14 protein-coding genes are annotated in these 17213 nt (G+C 65.0%); 5 read left to right on the top strand and 9 right to left on the bottom strand.

From position 1 onward, the window contains the following. Positions 1 to 71: 71 nt before the first annotated feature. From VGU03_RS01860 to VGU03_RS01845, 4 genes are all read right to left on the bottom strand, one after another. Complete coding sequence (locus VGU03_RS01860) at positions 72 to 3365, bottom strand: glycosyltransferase (RefSeq protein ID WP_327478131.1); 3294 nt, start codon at positions 3363 to 3365, stop codon at positions 72 to 74. Continuing rightward, entirely contained in the window at positions 3362 to 4762 is a 1401-nt protein-coding gene (locus VGU03_RS01855) for an ABC transporter ATP-binding protein (RefSeq protein WP_327478129.1), read from the bottom strand. The genes VGU03_RS01860 and VGU03_RS01855 overlap by 4 nt, the downstream gene beginning before the upstream one ends. Next, complete coding sequence (locus VGU03_RS01850) at positions 4752 to 5576, bottom strand: ABC transporter permease (protein WP_327478127.1); 825 nt, start codon at positions 5574 to 5576, stop codon at positions 4752 to 4754. The genes VGU03_RS01855 and VGU03_RS01850 overlap by 11 nt, the downstream gene beginning before the upstream one ends. A gap of 145 nt (positions 5577 to 5721) precedes the next feature. Continuing rightward, on the bottom strand, positions 5722 to 6885 hold the full coding sequence (locus VGU03_RS01845; RefSeq protein WP_327478125.1) for a PLP-dependent aspartate aminotransferase family protein: 1164 nt from the start codon (positions 6883 to 6885) through the stop codon (positions 5722 to 5724). A gap of 170 nt (positions 6886 to 7055) precedes the next feature. On the opposite strand from VGU03_RS01845, the gene rfbB reads away from it, so the two are divergent. Genes rfbB through VGU03_RS01820 form a run of 5 tightly spaced genes read left to right on the top strand, consistent with a single transcriptional unit; the run spans position 7056 to position 11921 of the window. Further along, on the top strand, positions 7056 to 8105 hold the full coding sequence (rfbB, locus tag VGU03_RS01840; protein WP_327478123.1) for a dTDP-glucose 4,6-dehydratase: 1050 nt from the start codon (positions 7056 to 7058) through the stop codon (positions 8103 to 8105). 10 nt (positions 8106 to 8115) lie between these two features. After that, complete coding sequence (gene rfbA, locus VGU03_RS01835; protein ID WP_327478121.1) at positions 8116 to 9003, top strand: glucose-1-phosphate thymidylyltransferase RfbA; 888 nt, start codon at positions 8116 to 8118, stop codon at positions 9001 to 9003. Next, entirely contained in the window at positions 9000 to 9557 is a 558-nt protein-coding gene (gene rfbC / locus VGU03_RS01830) for a dTDP-4-dehydrorhamnose 3,5-epimerase (protein ID WP_327478119.1), read from the top strand. Before rfbA ends, rfbC begins: the two co-directional genes overlap by 4 nt. Continuing rightward, positions 9554 to 10498: a dTDP-4-dehydrorhamnose reductase gene (gene rfbD, locus VGU03_RS01825; RefSeq protein ID WP_327478117.1), complete on the top strand. Its 945-nt coding sequence runs from the start codon at positions 9554 to 9556 to the stop codon at positions 10496 to 10498. Before rfbC ends, rfbD begins: the two co-directional genes overlap by 4 nt. Before the next feature lie 10 nt (positions 10499 to 10508). After that, a complete protein-coding gene (locus tag VGU03_RS01820) occupies positions 10509 to 11921 on the top strand; it encodes a mannose-1-phosphate guanylyltransferase/mannose-6-phosphate isomerase (protein ID WP_327478115.1) in 1413 nt (470 codons plus the stop codon). A 55-nt stretch (positions 11922 to 11976) separates the two neighbouring features. Here the strand turns inward: VGU03_RS01820 and glmS are convergent, their stop codons facing one another. The 5 genes from glmS to VGU03_RS01795 form a co-directional block, all read right to left on the bottom strand. Further along, a complete protein-coding gene (gene glmS / locus VGU03_RS01815; RefSeq protein WP_327478113.1) occupies positions 11977 to 13806 on the bottom strand; it encodes a glutamine--fructose-6-phosphate transaminase (isomerizing) in 1830 nt (609 codons plus the stop codon). Between the two features lie 77 nt (positions 13807 to 13883). Next, positions 13884 to 15254 (bottom strand): pyridoxal-phosphate dependent enzyme, encoded by a 1371-nt coding sequence (locus VGU03_RS01810; protein WP_327478111.1) that lies wholly within the window; start codon positions 15252 to 15254, stop codon positions 13884 to 13886. Between the two features lie 140 nt (positions 15255 to 15394). Then, on the bottom strand, positions 15395 to 15622 hold the full coding sequence (locus VGU03_RS01805; RefSeq protein WP_327476127.1) for a YdcH family protein: 228 nt from the start codon (positions 15620 to 15622) through the stop codon (positions 15395 to 15397). Positions 15623 to 15922: 300 nt separating this feature from the next. Further along, the gene (locus VGU03_RS01800) at positions 15923 to 16579 is read right to left on the bottom strand and encodes a hypothetical protein (RefSeq protein WP_327478109.1); all 657 of its coding nucleotides are present in this window, start codon (positions 16577 to 16579) and stop codon (positions 15923 to 15925) included. Further along, complete coding sequence (locus VGU03_RS01795) at positions 16576 to 17151, bottom strand: DUF4398 domain-containing protein (RefSeq protein ID WP_327478106.1); 576 nt, start codon at positions 17149 to 17151, stop codon at positions 16576 to 16578. The genes VGU03_RS01800 and VGU03_RS01795 overlap by 4 nt, the downstream gene beginning before the upstream one ends. Between the last annotated feature and the right edge of the window lie 62 nt (positions 17152 to 17213).

The following is a 17213-nucleotide window of genomic DNA, read 5'->3' as shown; positions in this document are numbered from 1 at the left end:
CCGCTGTTGTTGAGCCGTTGCTGCACTCAAGGTCCGACCGAGTTGCGAGCGCGATAGGGACGCGGTCGCTGTTATATTTGTATTCCCAGCATCCTGCGCAACGCCTCGGCCATGACGTTCACGGAAAAGTGCTCGGCTATGTAGGTCTTCGCCGCGTCCGCTATCGCCATCCAGCGGAGATCGTCCACCAGCAGCTCGACCAGCGAATCGGCGATTCGCTCGGGGTCGTCGGACACAGGAACCACCTCGCCCAGCCCGGGCAAACCCTGTGCACCCACGGACGTCGTCGCCACCGGCACGCCGTGCGCCATAGCTTCCAGCACCTTCAGCTTGACCCCCGCACCGAAGCGCAGCGGCGCCACCACGACACGCGCCGAACGGTACAACGATGCCAGGGTCGCATCGTCCACATATCCGAGCACTTCCACACCGTTGCCCGCGAGTGCCTTCACCTCGTCGGTCGGGTTGGATCCCGCCAGAAATAACCGAACCTGCGGCAGGTGCTTGCGAACGTGCGGCAGGATCATCTCGACCAGCCAGCGCGCCGCGTCCACGTTGGGCGGATGTCCGAAGCCGGCTACAAAAAGAATGCCCCTGCGCTCAGCCACGTTGGAGCTAGCGTCCTGCATCGGTTCGCGGAAGCAATACAACGGCACGGCCAAAGATTCGACGGCAGGCGCCATAATCCGAACCTGTGCAGCCTCCTCTTCGGACGGGTAAACGACCACATCGCAGCGGTTCCACAGATTCCTCTCGACCCGCTCGATCGCGTCGGCTTCAATACCGAGCCGGACGTCGCCCGTGGCCTGCTGCTGGCGGCGCAGGCGCATGAAATGCAAATCGTGGCCAAAGTAGACCAAGCGCGCGCGTGTATGCCTGCGCAATGAGTCGATGTAGTTGATTGCTATGTGCGGGCGACTCAGCAGTACATGCTGAATGGCCGCCCCGCGTTCGGCGATGAATTGACCAAACTTCCCTGCCCAAGGATTGCCATAGATTACTTCCACGCCCATTGCCTGGAGCCGGTCCGTGTAGACAGGCATGCGCCACAGGTTGTCGGGCCAGAAGATGACCTTCATGCCCATCTCGATGAACTGGCGCATGAACTCCATCATCACGCGCGAACCCGCGTCGCGATCCGGTTGCGGCACGTAGTGGTCGATCACCAGGATGGTGCCAGTCGGTACGTTGCGTTCACGCGCGCGAACCACGTTCTGCGCGTTCGGGTAATGGTCGCGCTGCAACGTATCGGCCCAGCGTTCGAGAAACTTCTGACTGTTCGTAGCTTGGTACGCCTTGATACCCGTGTTTTCGTCGGTACCGTGCGACACGCCTTCATGATGGATCACGGTGGAAAGCGGCGTGTAGTAGACCCGCTTGCCCGCTTCCCGGACCTTGAACGCGAGATCGGTGTCCTCGTAATAGGCCGGCGCGTAGCGTTCGTCGAAGCACCCAAGCTGCTCGAACAGTCCGCGTGTCAGCAGCAGCGAGGCGCCCGAGCAATAGTCCACTTCGCGCACGTAGTTGTATTCAGGCGCGTCGGCATCCTGTAGGCGGCCGTAGTTCCAGCCGGACCCATCGCTCCAGATAATGCCGCCCGCTTCCTGGAGGCGCCCATCGGGATAGATCAACTTGGAGCCGACCATGCCGCAATCCGAGAAACGCGCGAACACATCAAGCATCGCGTCAAGCCAGCCTTCGGTGACCTCGGTATCGTTATTGAGGAAATACAAGTAGCGGCCTCGCGCCAAAGCGGCGGCGCGATTGCACGAACGCAGGAAGCCGAGGTTTTCCGGATTGACTTCGTAACGCAAGCCTGGCACACGAGCCAGCGCCTCCATTTCAACATCGCCAGAGGCGTCTTCAGCCACCAGAATTTCGCAAGCCACACTAGGCGGATGTGCCGCGATGGAGCGCAGGCAGGCTGCGGTGATTGCGAGGTTGCCATACGCCGGAATGATGATGGTGACAAGCGGCTCCGCATAGGACTCGAATGCAAGACCTGCGAGCAGGCCTTCAGCCGACTCCTCGGCGGCCGTCGCTCCACGCGCCACCTCAATGGCCGCAAGCGACCCCGATACCAGCTTGGCACGCGCGGCATAGGTAGCCCGTAGCGATCGCCAATCGCCACGCAGCAGACGACTCAATCCGCGCAAAGGTCTTGTCAGCTTCCATGAGTGCGAATGCAGGACTCGCTCATACAGCCCTCGCAGCTCGGCCAGCTCGCCAGCCTGCGATCCAAGACGCATAGACAATCGTGAATGTTCCTTCCTGAGGGCATCGAGATTGTCTCGCATCTGAGTCAACTCGCTCTGCGACGTCGCGTGTGCGGCCTGCAGGCCCGCGAGCTGTTGCTGGACGTCCTTGTTACGCCCCTTGAGTTCCTGATTCTCCATGAGGAGCAACGTGATTTCCTCATCCCCGCGCGATACTTGCGCCAGTGAGGCCTGTAGCTTCGGTTTCAAATCAGTGCACCTTTCACGCTCCTGCATGAGCTCGACATCCAGTGCCTTGGCCCATTGGACCGTTTCCTCGTGTTCCTTTACCAGGCGCCCATAGGTGTCGCGCAGCGTGTGCAGCTCCCTGTCGATACGGGTTGCCCATTTCGCGACCTCGCGATGATGGGTGTACAAATCCTCGGCCTCGGAATACAGGATCGAGGGACGCAGTCGCGCCTCCAGCCGCGCATCGAGGTTACCGGCCACCGCGATGAAATAGACCGGATCGATCAGTGAAGCTGCGCGCTCGACAACTTCGGAACCGGTGTCGGTCAATGCGTCGACCGTGCGCACGCCATCCTCGCTCTGCAAGGTGAAAATGGAGGAGCCCACGGCGAGCCGTTGACCGAAATAGCGAACCTGGTCGAACTGCTGCTTCAGCACAGCGTCGAACTCGCTGAAGTCCAGTTCCTTGACATGGAATTCGTTGTGGTACCCGGCCTGCTCGCTGTAGACCATACGATTCGGCGAGGAGATAATCAGCAGCCCATCCGGCCGCAGCACGCGACGGATCTCGCTCAGCATCTCTGCATGCTTGTCGTGGTGTTCTATGGTCTCGAACGACACCACTACATCGACGCAATTATCGGGCAAAGGAATCTGCGCCGCGTCCCCTTGCTTGAAGCCCAGGCGCGGCGTGTCGCCGTATTTCGCAATGGCGTGCTGAACGGCGGCATCGGCGATGTCCACACCCAGTACCGTGCGCGCGGATCGGGCCAACATGGCGCTGCCGTAGCCTTCGCCGCAGGCGATATCCAGTACGTCCTTACCCTCGACCAGATGAGCACACCATGCGTAACGGTGCAGGTGTTCGTGCCGGATCTCGCCCGCTTCTGTGGGTACGTAACGTTCACCAGTGAATTTCACGCCGTGGCCTCGACCTGTTCGATTTCAATGGTATGCATCGGAATACCGACCAGACCGTAGCGCATGGTGCTCTCGCGTGCCTTGAAGGCGAGCGCGTCGTGAATCCAGTGCTGCTGGGTATGACTTTCCTGCGTGCCGGTGGCGACGGCCACGTCGACCGAATAGTCCCCGTTCGGCAGGATCGGCATGCGGAAGCTGAAGCGCGCGATCAGATGGTCGCCCGGCTTGGCCTCCCGCGGGTTATCTCGATAGCTGATATAGGTGTTGTCGCCGAAAAGGCGCTGTCCGAGGCGGTCCTTGATGTAGAACCCGAATATCGGCGCAACGACGGGTTGCAGCACCTCGGCCTCGATTTCCACAGAGACGACTTCACCACCCGATGACAGGCTGCATGGCTCGCCCAGTTCATTGCGCAAACGGACATCTACGATGCGCATGGCGCCCGCACCGAACTCGGTACCTGTCTGCGCAATGTCGAACTCGAATATCTCGATCAGATTGCGTCGCGCCACCGTACCGTTGAGGATTGCCTGTCGCGCATCGGCAGCATCCAGTCGGGGAGCCGAGGTATTGTTAGCACCACGCTCCGCCGTGTGCGCCGTCAAGATCACTTTCTCCCCGAGCGAGCCGCGATCCGCCGCGTGCTGCGCAGCCAGGTAACGCTCCACGACATCGCGAGCCGATCCATCCATTACCAGCCGACCCGAATCCAGCCAGATCGCGCGATCGCACAGATTGACCACCGCGCTCGTATCATGGCTGACAAAAAGCAGGGTGCCGTGTTGCTGGAATTCACGAAGGTAGCGCATGCACTTCTGCGTGAAGCGCACGTCGCCAACGCTGAGCGCCTCGTCGATGATCAGCGTATCGGCATCCACGTGCGCCGCGATGGCGAAGGCCAGGCGCACGTACATACCGCTGGAGTAGGTCTTGACCGGCTGGTCGATGAAGCTACCGATATCCGCAAAATCCACGATCGCATCGAATCGCTTGCGCAATTCGGGCTCGGCGATGCCATAGAGCAGGCCACTCAGGTAGACGTTTTCCCTGCCAGTGAACTCGGGGTTGAAACCGGCCCCCAGCTCGAGCAGTGCGGCGATGCGACCGTGAACATCAATAGCGCCCTCAGTCGGATTCAGCGTGCCACATACCATTTGTAGCAAGGTGGACTTACCGGAACCGTTGCGCCCGATGATGCCGACCGTCTCTCCGCGTCGCACCTCGAAGCTGACATCGCGCAGCGCCCAGAACTCCTTGAAGTACTCGGGACCGGCCCTGCCGATTATTCGCCATAGGCGTGGCAGCATCATCTGCCTGAGTCGATCGGTGGGTTGCGCGTAAATCTCATAGCGCTTGCCCAGACCCTCGACACGCACGCTCAGCGCATCACAGGACATCGGCAAATCCCTTGCGGCTGCGCTCGAACCATGCAAATGCCAACCAAGCGAACAGGCAGGAAAACAGCGCGTACAAACCAAGATGGATCCAGGATGGCTGCCTGCCCCAGACAAGCACGTCCTGGGAGGATTCCACGATGATCGTCAGCGGGTTCAGATCCATCCAGCCTCGATACTGCACTGGGATCAGGCTGCGGGGATACATGATTGGCGCCAGAAACATCAGCGCCATGGTGATGATGCCCGTGACCTGCTTCAGATCACGCAAAAACACGCCGAGCGACGCCAGCAACCAGATTGCACCAGCCACGAACGGTAAGAAGCACGCGAGCACGACCGGAAACAGCAATACTGTCCACGGAATCGAACCATTTGCCCATACCGATATCACGAGCAGCACGATGGTCGATATCAGCAGGTGGAACAGCGCTGAACCCAGCGTGCTCCAAGATAGCGTCTCCAGCGGAAAAACGACCTTCTTCACGAAATTGGTATTTTCCACGATCAATGTCGGTGCATGGTTCAGACACTCCGCAAACATCGCGTTGATGTTCAATCCCGCGAACAGGATGACGGCAAACTCGACGTGTCCCCCGACCTGTCCGGCCCAGCGCGATTTGAAAATCACGCCAAACACAAACGTGTAGATTGCCAGCATCAGCAATGGATTGAAGAACGACCACAGCAGCCCGATGAACGACCCGCGATAGCGTCCGATCACATCGCGCTTGGCCATTTGCAATACGAGCGCGCTGTGCCGATGCAACGACCGGTACGGCGAAAGCGGGTCGGCAAGACGATAGGCTGAAATCATTTGGATACTGCTTGCCTTTGAAATGGGAAGTTCGGCACCATCAAGCACCCAACTTGTAAACGAAAAGCCTTACCTTATCCGCCACACCGGCTCACGGTGTTTCCGTCGTAGCGACAGGTAACAGTCAGCAACCGGTCGGCCAGTTTCAGCGCAAAGCCGATCCCAGTTCCTCGCGGAGGTCAGCCACGTCCTCCACGCCAACCGACAGCCGCACCAATCCGTCGCTGATACCCAATCGCTTGCGATTGGCGGCCGGCACCGAAGCGTGGGTCATGATCGCCGGGTGCTCGATCAGGCTCTCCACGCCGCCGAGTGACTCGGCCAGTGCGAACAGCTCACAACGCTCCAGCATGCGGCGGGCTTTTTTCAACCCACCCTTGACCTCAATGGTAATAATGCCGCCGAAGCCATCCATTTGGCGCTTGGCCAGCGCATGCTGCGGATGGCTCTTCAGGCCCGGGTAGATCACCCGCTCCACGGCCGGGTGCTTATCCAGCCATTGCGCGAGTTCCATGGCGCCTTGGCAATGCGCCTTCATACGCAGATGCAAGGTCTTCAGGCCGCGCATGGCGAGAAACGCATCGAAGGGTCCGGCAATGGCACCGACCGAGTTCTGCAGGAAGGCCATTCGCTCGGCGAGTTCGTCGTTGCCGGCTACCACAATCCCTCCGACCATGTCCGAATGACCGTTGAGATACTTCGTCGCCGAGTGCAGCACCAGGTCCGCACCAAATTCCAACGGCCGCTGCACCATCGGCGAGCAGAAGGTGTTGTCGACCACCAAGATCAGGCCATGTTTCTTCGCGAACCCCGCCACCTTGTTTAGGTCTACCAGTTTAAGCATCGGGTTGGTCGGCGTCTCCGCCCAAATCATGCGGGTGTTCGGCTTGAGCGCGGCTTTGAGCGCCTTGGCATCGTTGATGTCGATGAAGTCAAAATCGAGCCCCGCCGAACGCCGGCGCACGCGTTCGAACAATCGATAACTACCGCCGTACAGGTCGTCCATGGCGATCACGTGGCTACCCGAGTCGAGCAGGTCCAGCACCGTTGCCGCGGCTGCCAGGCCTGAGGCAAAGGCGAAGCCGGCCGCTCCGCCCTCCAGATCGGCCACACAGCGCTCGTAGGCCATTCGGGTTGGATTCTGCGTGCGCGAGTACTCGTAACCCTTGTGCTTGCCGGGGCTCTCCTGGACGTAGGTGGACGTGGCGTAGATCGGCGTCATGATCGCGCCAGTGCTCGGGTCCGGATGCTGGCCGGCATGGATGGCACGGGTTCCGAGCCCCAGGGGCGCGTCGGCTTTCTTGGTCATGGCTGATCCTTCGCTTGGCGCCGTCGGACGCCGGCGCGGGTGTGGGGGCGACATCTTAACTGCGAACCGTCGGATTGCCTTAATTTCCACCAAGCGGGGACGTGCACCGTGCTCGGAAAACCCCCGAATTCGGTGCACAATACGTGTTTGGACTGGGACCCTCTGAGCCAATGGAAACCTTGCTCGTCACCGGCGGCGCCGGCTTCATCGGCGCCAACTTCGTGCTGCAGGCGGTCGCCGATGGCCTGCGCGTGGTCAACCTGGACAAGCTGACCTACGCCGGCAACCTCGATACCCTCGCCTCGCTCGAGGGCAACGACCGCCACCTGTTCGTTCAGGGTGACATCGGTGACCGCGAACTGGTCGCCAAGCTGCTGGCGGAGCACCGGCCGCAGGCCATCGTGAACTTCGCGGCCGAGTCGCACGTGGACCGCTCGATCGACGGTCCGGCCGCGTTCGTGGAAACCAACGTGGTGGGCACTCTGGGTCTGCTCGAATGCGCCCGCGACTACTGGCGTGGCCTGGAAGGCGCGGCGCGCGAAGCATTCCGCTTCCTGCACGTGTCCACCGACGAGGTGTATGGCTCGCTGGGTGACGAGGGCAAGTTCACCGAGACCACGCCGTACGCGCCCAATTCGCCCTATTCCGCCTCCAAGGCCGCCTCCGACCATCTGGTGCGAGCCTTCCACCATACCTACGGCCTGCCCACGCTCACCACCAACTGCTCCAACAATTACGGCCCCTACCAGTTCCCCGAGAAGCTGATCCCGCTCACCATCCAGAAGGCGCTCGCCGGCGAGCCGCTGCCGGTCTACGGGGACGGCAGGAACATTCGCGACTGGCTCTACGTGGGCGATCATTGCAGCGCGATCCGGCGTGTGCTCGAAGCCGGCCGCGTGGGCGAGACCTACAACGTGGGCGGCAATGCCGAACGCGAGAACATCACCGTGGTCAAGACCATCTGCGCGCTGCTCGATGCCCGCCGGCCGCTCGCCGACGGGCGTGCGCGCGAGTCCCTGATCACCTTCGTCAAGGACCGCCCCGGCCACGACCGCCGCTATGCGATCGACTCGAGCAAGCTGCAGGATGAGCTCGGCTGGGCTCCCACGCAGACCTTCGAGAGCGGCATCGCGCAGACCGTCGACTGGTACCTCGCGCACCAGCTCTGGGTGCAGCGCGTGCTGGACGGCAGCTACCGCATGGAACGGCTGGGATCGTGAGGAACCACGCATGAGCGCACGCAAGGGCATCATCCTGGCCGGCGGGTCCGGCACGCGGCTGTATCCGATCACCCAGGGCATCAGCAAGCAGCTGCTGCCGGTGTACGACAAGCCGATGATCTATTACCCGCTGGCGATCCTGATGCTCGCCGGCATCCGCGAAGTGCTGGTCATCAACACGCCGCACGAGCAGGCACTGTTCCAGCGCCTGCTGGGCGACGGCTCGCAGTGGGGCATGAACATCCAGTACGCCGTGCAGCCCTCGCCCGACGGCCTGGCGCAGGCTTTCCTGATCGGCCGCGAGTTCCTCGATGGAGCGCCCAGCTGCCTGGTGCTGGGCGACAACATCTTCTATGGCGTGGGGCTGACCGAACGCCTGCAACGCGCGGCTGCGCGCGAGCAGGGAGCTACCGTGTTCGGCTACTGGGTGCGTGATCCTCAGCGCTACGGCGTGGCCGAGTTCGACGACGAGGGTCGCGTGGTGGGCCTGGAGGAGAAGCCCGCGCAGCCCAAATCGAACTATGCCGTCACCGGCCTGTATTTCTATGACAGCCGCGTGTGCGACTACGCCGCCTCGCTCAAGCCCTCCCCGCGTGGCGAGCTGGAGATCACCGACCTCAACCGCTGCTACCTTGATCAGGGCAACCTGCATCTGGAGCAGCTCGGCCGCGGCTATGCCTGGCTCGACACCGGCACGCACGAGTCGCTGATGGAAGCGGGCAACTTCATCCAGACGATCGAGCACCGCCAGGGCCTGAAGGTGTGCTGTCCGGAGGAGATCGCCTACCTGCGGGGCTGGATCGACGAGGCGCAACTGCTGCGCCTGGCCGAACCGCTGGCCAAGACAGGCTACGGTGGCTATCTCAGGAACCTCGTCGAACAGGGCGCCGTGCGATGAAGGTGGTCGAAACCTCGCTGCCCGGTGCCCTGGTGATCGAGCCCCAGGTATTCGGCGATGCCCGCGGTTTCTTCTACGAGAGCTACAACGAAGCGAAGTACCGCGAAGCCGGCATCGATCGGCGCTTCGTGCAGTCGAACGTCTCGCGCTCCGCCAAGGGCGTGCTACGCGGGCTGCACTACCAATGGCCCAACCCGCAGGGGAAGCTGGTCAGCGTGCTGGAGGGTGAGGTCTACGACGTCGCCGTGGACATCCGCCGCGGCTCGCCGACCTTCGGTCGCTGGGCCGGCGTGATGCTCACCGCCGACAACCATCGCCATTTCTGGATCCCCGAGGGCTTCGCGCACGGCTTTTGCGTGCTGTCGGAGTTCGCCACCTTCAGCTACCAGTGCACCGCGCTGTACGACCGCGAGGGCGACGCCGCCATCCGCTGGAACGATGCTGATATCGGTATCGACTGGCCAGTCAGCGCACCGCTGCTGTCGGAAAAGGACACGCGCGCCCCATTCCTCAAGGACGTGCCGGCCGACCGGCTGCCGGCGTTCACCCCGTGAAGATCCTGCTGCTGGGCGCCAATGGTCAGCTCGGCCGCAGCTTCACGGAGGACGGCGGCCTGGCCGCGCGCGGCGAGCTGGTGCCCGCCTCGCGCGACGGCGTGCTCTGGAATGGCGAGCACGGCGAGATCGGCGATCTCTCCGCAAGCCTGGCGCCACTGCTCGAGCGCGTGCGCCCCGACGTAATCGTCAATACGGCCGCCTACACCGCGGTCGACCGCGCCGAACAGGAAGAAGCGCTGGCCACGCGCATCAACGGCGAGGCGGTCGGTGAACTAGGCGCCTGGGCCGCCGCGCACGGCGCGGTGGTGCTGCACTACTCCACCGACTATGTCTTCGACGGCATGGCGACCACGCCCTACCCCGTCGACGCCCCGACCGGACCACTCGGTGCCTACGGCCGAAGCAAGCTCGCCGGCGAGGAGGCACTGCGCGCCAGCGGCGCGGATCACCTTATCCTGCGCACCGCCTGGGTATATGCACCCCATGGCCACAACTTCCTGCGCACCATGCTGCGCCTGGGAGCCGAGCGCGAGGAGCTGCGCGTAGTGGCAGACCAGTTGGGCGCCCCGACATCCACGGCGCTTATCGTGCGCGCCAGCCTGGCGGCCTTGGACCGATGGATCGCCGAGCCTAGAGCCCGCGCGTCACTGCACGGCACGCATCACCTAGTAGCAGGCGGGCACACCAGCTGGCATGGTTTTGCCAGCGCGATCTTCGAGGAGGCCCAAGCCCGCGGGCTGCTCGATCGCCGCCCGCGGGTGGTTCCGATCACCACTGCCGAGTACACCACGCCTGCCCGCCGGCCGGCCTGGTCCGTGCTCGACAACACCGCCTTCGAGCGGCAGGCCGGTATTCGCCTGCCGGACTGGCAAACGGGCTTGCACGAAGTAATGGATCAGTTAGCAGGCAACCCGCTGTGGTCAGCCACGAAATCTTGAAGGACCAAATATGTTGACCCCCCTCATCCTCAGTGGCGGCAGCGGCACCCGGCTGTGGCCGGTGTCGCGCCAGAACCTGCCCAAGCAATTCCTGAAACTGGCCGGCCAAAGCACGCTGTTCCAGCAGACGCTTGAGCGCACCCGTGGCTTGCCGGATCTGGCGCCGCCCATCGTGGTGGCCGCCGATGACCATCGATTCCTCGCGGCCGAACAACTACGCGAAGCAGGCATCGAGAATGCCACCATCGTGCTGGAACCTCTCGCCCGGAACACCGCCCCGGCGATCGCGCTCGGTGCGTTGGCCGCACTGGAGCGCGATCCGGACGCCACGCTGCTGGTGCTACCGGCCGACCACCTGATCTGCGATACCGCACCCTTCCTGGAAGCCGTGCGCACTGCGCTGCCGCTCGCCCACGCAGGCTGGCTGGTCACTTTCGGCATTCGGCCGGATCGCCCGGAAACGGGCTTCGGCTACATCCGGCGTGCCGAGCCGCTGCCGCATGGTGGCTTCCGCGTCGGCCAGTTCGTCGAGAAGCCCGACCTGGCGACGGCCGGGGGATACCTGGAGGACGGCGGCTACGATTGGAACTCGGGCATGTTCCTGTTCCGCGCCGCGCACTACCTGGAGGAGCTCGAGACCCACGCGCCGCAGATGCTGGCCGCCGTGCGTACAGCGCACGCCGCGGCGGGCCGCGACCTGGACTTCACCCGCGTCGATGCCGACACCTTTGCACGGGTGCCGGAGGACTCCATCGATTATGCCGTCATGGAGAAAACCGACCGCGCCGCCGTGGTCCCATTATCTTGCGGTTGGAGCGACATCGGTTCCTGGTCGGCTCTGTGGCTGGCAGGCGAGCGCGACCCGGATGGCAACCTGAGCGAGGGCGACACGCTCGCCTTCGACAGCCACAACTGCCTGCTGCGCTCGCATGATCGCCATCTCATCGCCGCTGTCGGCGTAGACGACCTGGTGGTGGTGAGCACGCCGGACGCCACTCTGGTCGCCCGCCGCGATGCGGCCCAGCAGGTCAAGCAGGTGGTCGAGGAGCTCAAGCGCCGCGGGCGCAGTGAGCACTCGCTGCATCGCGTCGTGCGTCGCCCCTGGGGCAGCTATGACTCGCTCGAGGCGGCCGACCGTTTCCAGGTCAAGCGCATCGTGGTCAAGCCCGGCGCGAGCCTCAGCCTGCAAAAGCACCACCATCGCGCGGAGCATTGGATCGTGGTTTCGGGCACAGCCGAGGTGACCTGCGACGAGAAAGTGTTCCTGCTCGGCGAGAACCAGAGCACCTACATCCCGCTGGGAAGCGTGCACCGCCTGCGCAATCCCGGGAAGGTGCCGCTAGAGCTGATCGAAGTGCAGTCGGGTAGCTACTTGGGCGAAGACGACATCGTCCGCCTCGACGACGTCTACGGACGTGCCTGACGCTCGTGCGGGGCGGGTCACCCCGCTCCGCACGCTCTAATTCTGTCGCGCCTGCTTACTCCACCGTCACCGACTTGGCCAGGTTGCGCGGCTGGTCGACGTCGGTGCCGCGCAGCACGGCGACGTGGTAGGCGAGCAGCTGCAGGGGCACGGTGAACACCGCCGGGGCGATGAGCGAACCGCCGCCATCCACGCGCAGCGTGGCGCCGTTGGCGTTGTGCTCGTCCACCTCGGCCTGGCCGTCGGCGAAGACGATCAGGCGGCCGCCGCGGGCGCGGACTTCCTGCAGGTTGGACTTGAGCTTGTCCAGCAGCGGGCCGTTGGGGGCGACGGCGACCACGGGCATCTCCTCGTCCACCAGCGCCAGCGGGCCGTGCTTGAGTTCGCCGGCGGGATAAGCCTCGGCGTGGATGTAGGAGATTTCCTTGAGCTTGAGCGAGCCTTCCAGCGCCACCGGGTACTGCGCGCCGCGACCGAGGAACAATGCGTGGTTCAGCGGCACGAACATCGCCGCCAGCTCGGCGATCTGCGGCTCCAGCTTGAGTGCCTCCTCGATCGCGCGCGGCAGGTGCGCGAGCTGCGCGCAAAGCTCGGCATAGACCGCCTGGTCCAGTCCACGCTGCTCGGCGAGCTTCAGGCACAGCAGCGCGAGCGCCGCCAGCTGCGTGGTGAACGCCTTGGTGGAGGCCACGCCGATCTCGGGGCCGGCGCGGGTCATGAGCTTGAGGTCCGCCTCGCGCACCACCGACGATTCGGGCACGTTGCAGATCGCCAGCGTGCCCAGGTAGCCGCGGCGGCGCGACTCGCGCATGGCCGCGAGCGTGTCGGCGGTTTCGCCGGACTGGGAGATGGCCACGAACAGCGTGCCTTGCGGCACCACCGTGTCGCGATAGCGGTACTCGCTGGCCACTTCGACGCTGACCGGCAGCCGCGCGTACTCCTCGATCCAGTACTTGGCGACCAGGCCGGCGTGGTAGCTGGTGCCGCAGGCGATGATGTGCAGGCCCTTGACCTTGCCCAGCAGCTCGTCACCGCCGACGCCGAAGATGTTGGGCAGCACGCCGTGCGGGCCGATGCGCGCCTCCAGCGTGTCGCTCACCGCGCGCGGCTGCTCGTGGATCTCCTTCTGCATGTAGTGCCGGTACTCGCCGCGCTCGACCGCGTCGGTGGACAGCTCGCTCTGGTGCACCGCGCGTTCCACCGGCGCGCCGTCCAGGCCATAGACCCGCACGCTGTCTCGGGTGATCTCGACCACGTCGCCTTCGTCCAGGTAGACCATGCGGTTGGTCACCTGGATCAGCGCCTGCGCGTCCGAGCCCAGGAAATTTTCGCCGATCCCCAGGCCGACCAGCAGCGGCGCGCCGCGCCGCGCGCCGACCACGTGGCCGGGCTCGTCGTGGCTGATCACGGCGATGGCATAGGCGCCTTCGAGCGCACGCACGGTGGCCAGCACCGCGTCGCGCAGGCTCATGCCCCCGGCGATGCGCTCCTCGATCAGCGCGGCCATCACTTCGGTGTCGGTTTCGGAAGTGAACACGTGGCCGCGCGACTGCAGCTCGGCGCGGAGCGTCGCGTAGTTCTCGATGATGCCGTTGTGCACCAGCGCCACGCGGCCGACGATGTGCGGGTGGGCGTTGGCCTCGTTGGGCACGCCGTGGGTAGCCCAGCGCGTATGCGCGATGCCGGTGCAGCCGGGCAGCGGGTCGGCCAGGTAAAGGGCTTCCATCTCGCGCACCTTGCCCTTGGCGCGCACGCGCCGGATGGCGTCCTCGTCGAGCACGGCCAGGCCGGCGGAGTCGTAGCCGCGGTACTCCAGCGCCTTGAGGCCGGCGATCAGCAGAGGGGCGACGTCACGCTGGGCGGTGGCGGCAACGATTCCACACATGGGCACTGTTCCTTAAGGGTTCTGCGCAAGGCTGGCGATTGTTCCCGGGGCTTGTTTCAACGGGCTTTCGCGCGCCCTTAGTGCACCTTGCGGCGCAGGTAGTTCAACAGGTCGATGCGGGTGATCAACCCCATGAACTGGTCGCCATCGACCACGATCGCCACGTGGCCGCGCTCGAATACCGGCAACAAGGCCTCGATCGGCGAATGCACGTCGAGCTTGGTGAGCGAGGTGATCATCGCGGTGGACACCGGGTCGCGGAAGCGCGCTTCGTTGGCGTGCACGTGCATCAGCACGTCGGACTCGTCGAGGATGCCGACCAGCTGGTTGCCGTCCATCACCGGCAGCTGCGAGACGTCGTACAGCTTCATGCGCGTGTAGGCGGTCATCAGCAGCTCGTTCGGGCCGACCACCACGGTGTCGCGCTGGGCGAACGGGCGCAGCAGCAGATCGCGCAGGTCGCCGTGCTGCTGGCGCTCGATGAAGCCGTTGTCGAGCATCCAGTAGTCGTTGTACATCTTGGAGAGGTACTTGTTGCCGGTGTCGCACACCAGCGTGACCACCCGTTTCGGGCTCGTCTGCTCGCGGCAGTACTTCAACGCCGCGGCCAGCAGCGTGCCGGTGGAGGAACCACCCAGGATGCCCTCCTTCGCCAGCAGCTCGCGCGCGGTGAGGAAGCTTTCCTTGTCGGCGATCGCGTAGGCCTTCTTCACCCGCGAGAAGTCGCTGATGGTCGGCAGGAAATCCTCGCCGATGCCTTCGACCATCCAGCTGGCGGACTTGTCCGACAGGACGCCCTCGTTGATGTACTGGGCCAGGATCGAACCGACCGGGTCGGCCAGCACGATCTCGGTGTCCGGCGAGTGCTCGGCGAAGTACTGCGAAAGCCCGGTCATGGTGCCCGACGAACCGCAGCCGACCACCACGGCGTCGACGCGCCCGTCCATCTGCTCCAGGATTTCCGGTCCCGTGCTGGCGATGTGCGCGGCGGGGTTGTCCGGGTTGCCGAACTGGTTGATGAAATAGGCGCCGGGCGTTTCGCGGGCGATCCGCGCGGCCATGTCCTGGTAGTACTCGGGATGGCCCTTGGCGACGTCCGAGCGGGTCAGCACCACCTCGGCGCCCATCGCCTTGAGGTTGAAGATCTTCTCGCGGCTCATCTTGTCAGGCACCACCAGGATCAGGCGGTAGCCCTTGGCCTGCGCCACCAGCGCGAGCCCCAGGCCGGTATTGCCGGCGGTGCCTTCGACCAGCGTCGCGCCGGGCTTGATCCTGCCGGCGCGCTCGGCGCCCTCGATCATCGACAGCCCGATGCGGTCCTTGATCGAGCCGCCGGGGTTGGCGCTCTCGAGCTTGAGGAACAGCTCGCACACGCCCGTATCGAGCCGCTGGGCCTTGACCATCGGGGTGCGCCCGATCAGCTCCAGCACGCTTTGGTGAACCGTCATGGCGACTCCGTCGTTGGCCTGCTGGCGAAGCGTCGGATGATAACCGAGCTGCCGTGCACGACGGCGTTCACGACGCCCAGACGCACGCGGCCCCGGCGCTTCCACGGGAAGGGCCGGGGCCGCGGTCGGAAATCAGGCGGTCAATGCATCTGGGGAACGCGCGCATCCCACATGCGCTGCAGGCGTTCCTTGGCGTGGAGCTTTTCCTTCTTCATGCCGCACAAGGTGACGTCGTCGATGGGAAGCACGCCGATCTCGGCGTCGTGGACCTTGCTCTTGAGTTCGCGGTGGTGCTGGTAGAGCCGGCGGAACTCCGCGTCGGCCTTCATGAATGCTTCGACATCGTCACGCTGCTGGTTTTCGAACATGATCCGACCTCCTCGCGAGATGAGCGGGTGCGTGATCGGCGCACCCGCGGACGGATGAAGCGCGCGCACCCGCGCCCCGTGCGCATCTGCGAAACAGGGATGGACAGTGCGAGGGGGATTGGGCGCATGTTTCAGGTCAGTAGGCCCCGGGACGGAGTGTCCCGAGGCAACCCGACCCTACTCCCGCGCCCTGGGGGCGCGCAAGCCGCCGCGGCAGACGGTGCCGCGGCAGGCTTCTTGCGGTCCAGTCCGCTTGTTCAGGGCCGCCAGGAGGGCACCGATACCCGTTGCGGCGGGTGCTCAGTCGCCGCTGGCGGGCTTCTTGGCGGACTTTTTCTTGGCCGGGGCCGCGGGGACCGCGCCGGTGTCGCCCTGCATCTGCGACCGCATGGCGCGAGCGGCCTGGGCGGCCAGCTCGGCCTCGCGGCGGGCGGCCTTGGCGACGCGGCTCTGCGCGGCAGCAAGCTTCTTGGCCCGCTCGGCCTCGGCGCGGGCCTGTTCGGCCGCCTGCGAAGCCTCCATGCCCTGCTGCTGCAGGCGGGCGGCCTCTTCCTGGGCCATCTGGTACTGCATGCGCTGGCGTTCCAGTTCCATGCGGGCGGCTTCGGCCTCGCGGCGACTCATCTCCAGCAGGATCTGGTCATGCTCGCGGTCGAGCTGGGACAGCTTGCCCTGGGCGTCCTGCAGCTGCGCGGCGGCCTTGGCCAGGTCGACCCGGCGTTCGGCCAGGTACAGCGCGTGGGGCCGGTCGCTGCGGCCGGACTGCTCCAGCCGCGCGATGGCGGCGCGCGCCAGCGCCTGTTCGGCCTGCGCGTACGTGCCCAGGGTGGGGTCGTTGGCTAGCTGGTCGAGGCTGGAGCTCAACCGGCTCACGTCCATGTCGTCCTGGCGGGCTGCCAGGGCCGGCCCGGCCAGCGCCAGCAAGGCGATCATCGCGGTGGTGGCAAGGCGCTTCATCGCTGGCCTCCCTGGTCCTGGTTCTGGCTGCTCTGGGCTGGCGCGGGCTGGGAGCCGCCGTTCTGCGGCAGCGGCGCGGACAGCACCGAGGCCGATGGAGCCGGCATGTCTTCCAGCGTGGACGGCGCGCTGCTGCCGGCAGCCGGCGCCGGGGCGGAAGCCGGCTGTGCCGGCGCCTGTTCCATCTGCTGGCGCAGGCGGGTGTTCTCGTCCACCTTGGCCTGCACCTGCGCCCGCGCGCTGCCGAGCTGGGCGCGGGTCCGGGCCAGTTCGGCGTCCGCGCGGGCCTCTTCTGCGAGGTTGGCGGCGTCGGCGTACTTGCGCGCGGCCATCGAGGCCTGCGCCTGCTGGAACTTGGCCTGGGCAAAGCCCAGGTCGACCGGGTCGTAGTCGGCCGCACCGGCGTCGCGGGCGGACTGCAGCAGGGCCTGGGCCTGGTTCATGGAGGCATCCGGCGGCGGCACGCTGGCGCAGCCGGCCAGCGCCAGCAGCGCAGCCGCCAGGACCAAGCCCCCTGCCGCCCGGCCGATACCCTTGATGCGCCCGGGCGGCCGGGAAAAGATGTGCACCATCACTCATTCCTCGCGCAGTGTCGCCGCGTATTGTGGGCGGGCATAATCACTGTTTGCAACGC

Source organism: Frateuria sp. (assembly GCF_035944355.1).
In the GTDB taxonomy this organism is placed as follows: domain Bacteria; phylum Pseudomonadota; class Gammaproteobacteria; order Xanthomonadales; family Rhodanobacteraceae; genus Frateuria_A.
Note: the sequence above shows the minus strand (reverse complement) of the source record. Positions and strands in the feature narration are given on the sequence as shown.

What these genes read in the sequence shown, in the direction of transcription:
- glmS (WP_327478113.1), bottom strand. Translation starts at nt 13,806, where the DNA reads ATGTGTGGAATCGTTGCCGCCACCGCCCAGCGTGACGTCGCCCCTCTG.
- VGU03_RS01805 (WP_327476127.1), bottom strand. Translation starts at nt 15,622, where the DNA reads ATGTTCGAAAACCAGCAGCGTGACGATGTCGAAGCATTCATGAAGGCC.
- VGU03_RS01850 (WP_327478127.1), bottom strand. Translation starts at nt 5,576, where the DNA reads ATGATTTCAGCCTATCGTCTTGCCGACCCGCTTTCGCCGTACCGGTCG.
- rfbB (WP_327478123.1), top strand. Translation starts at nt 7,056, where the DNA reads ATGGAAACCTTGCTCGTCACCGGCGGCGCCGGCTTCATCGGCGCCAAC.
- rfbA (WP_327478121.1), top strand. Translation starts at nt 8,116, where the DNA reads ATGAGCGCACGCAAGGGCATCATCCTGGCCGGCGGGTCCGGCACGCGG.
- VGU03_RS01820 (WP_327478115.1), top strand. Translation starts at nt 10,509, where the DNA reads ATGTTGACCCCCCTCATCCTCAGTGGCGGCAGCGGCACCCGGCTGTGG.
- VGU03_RS01800 (WP_327478109.1), bottom strand. Translation starts at nt 16,579, where the DNA reads ATGAAGCGCCTTGCCACCACCGCGATGATCGCCTTGCTGGCGCTGGCC.
- rfbC (WP_327478119.1), top strand. Translation starts at nt 9,000, where the DNA reads ATGAAGGTGGTCGAAACCTCGCTGCCCGGTGCCCTGGTGATCGAGCCC.
- VGU03_RS01795 (WP_327478106.1), bottom strand. Translation starts at nt 17,151, where the DNA reads ATGGTGCACATCTTTTCCCGGCCGCCCGGGCGCATCAAGGGTATCGGC.
- VGU03_RS01855 (WP_327478129.1), bottom strand. Translation starts at nt 4,762, where the DNA reads ATGTCCTGTGATGCGCTGAGCGTGCGTGTCGAGGGTCTGGGCAAGCGC.
- VGU03_RS01810 (WP_327478111.1), bottom strand. Translation starts at nt 15,254, where the DNA reads ATGACGGTTCACCAAAGCGTGCTGGAGCTGATCGGGCGCACCCCGATG.
- VGU03_RS01845 (WP_327478125.1), bottom strand. Translation starts at nt 6,885, where the DNA reads ATGACCAAGAAAGCCGACGCGCCCCTGGGGCTCGGAACCCGTGCCATC.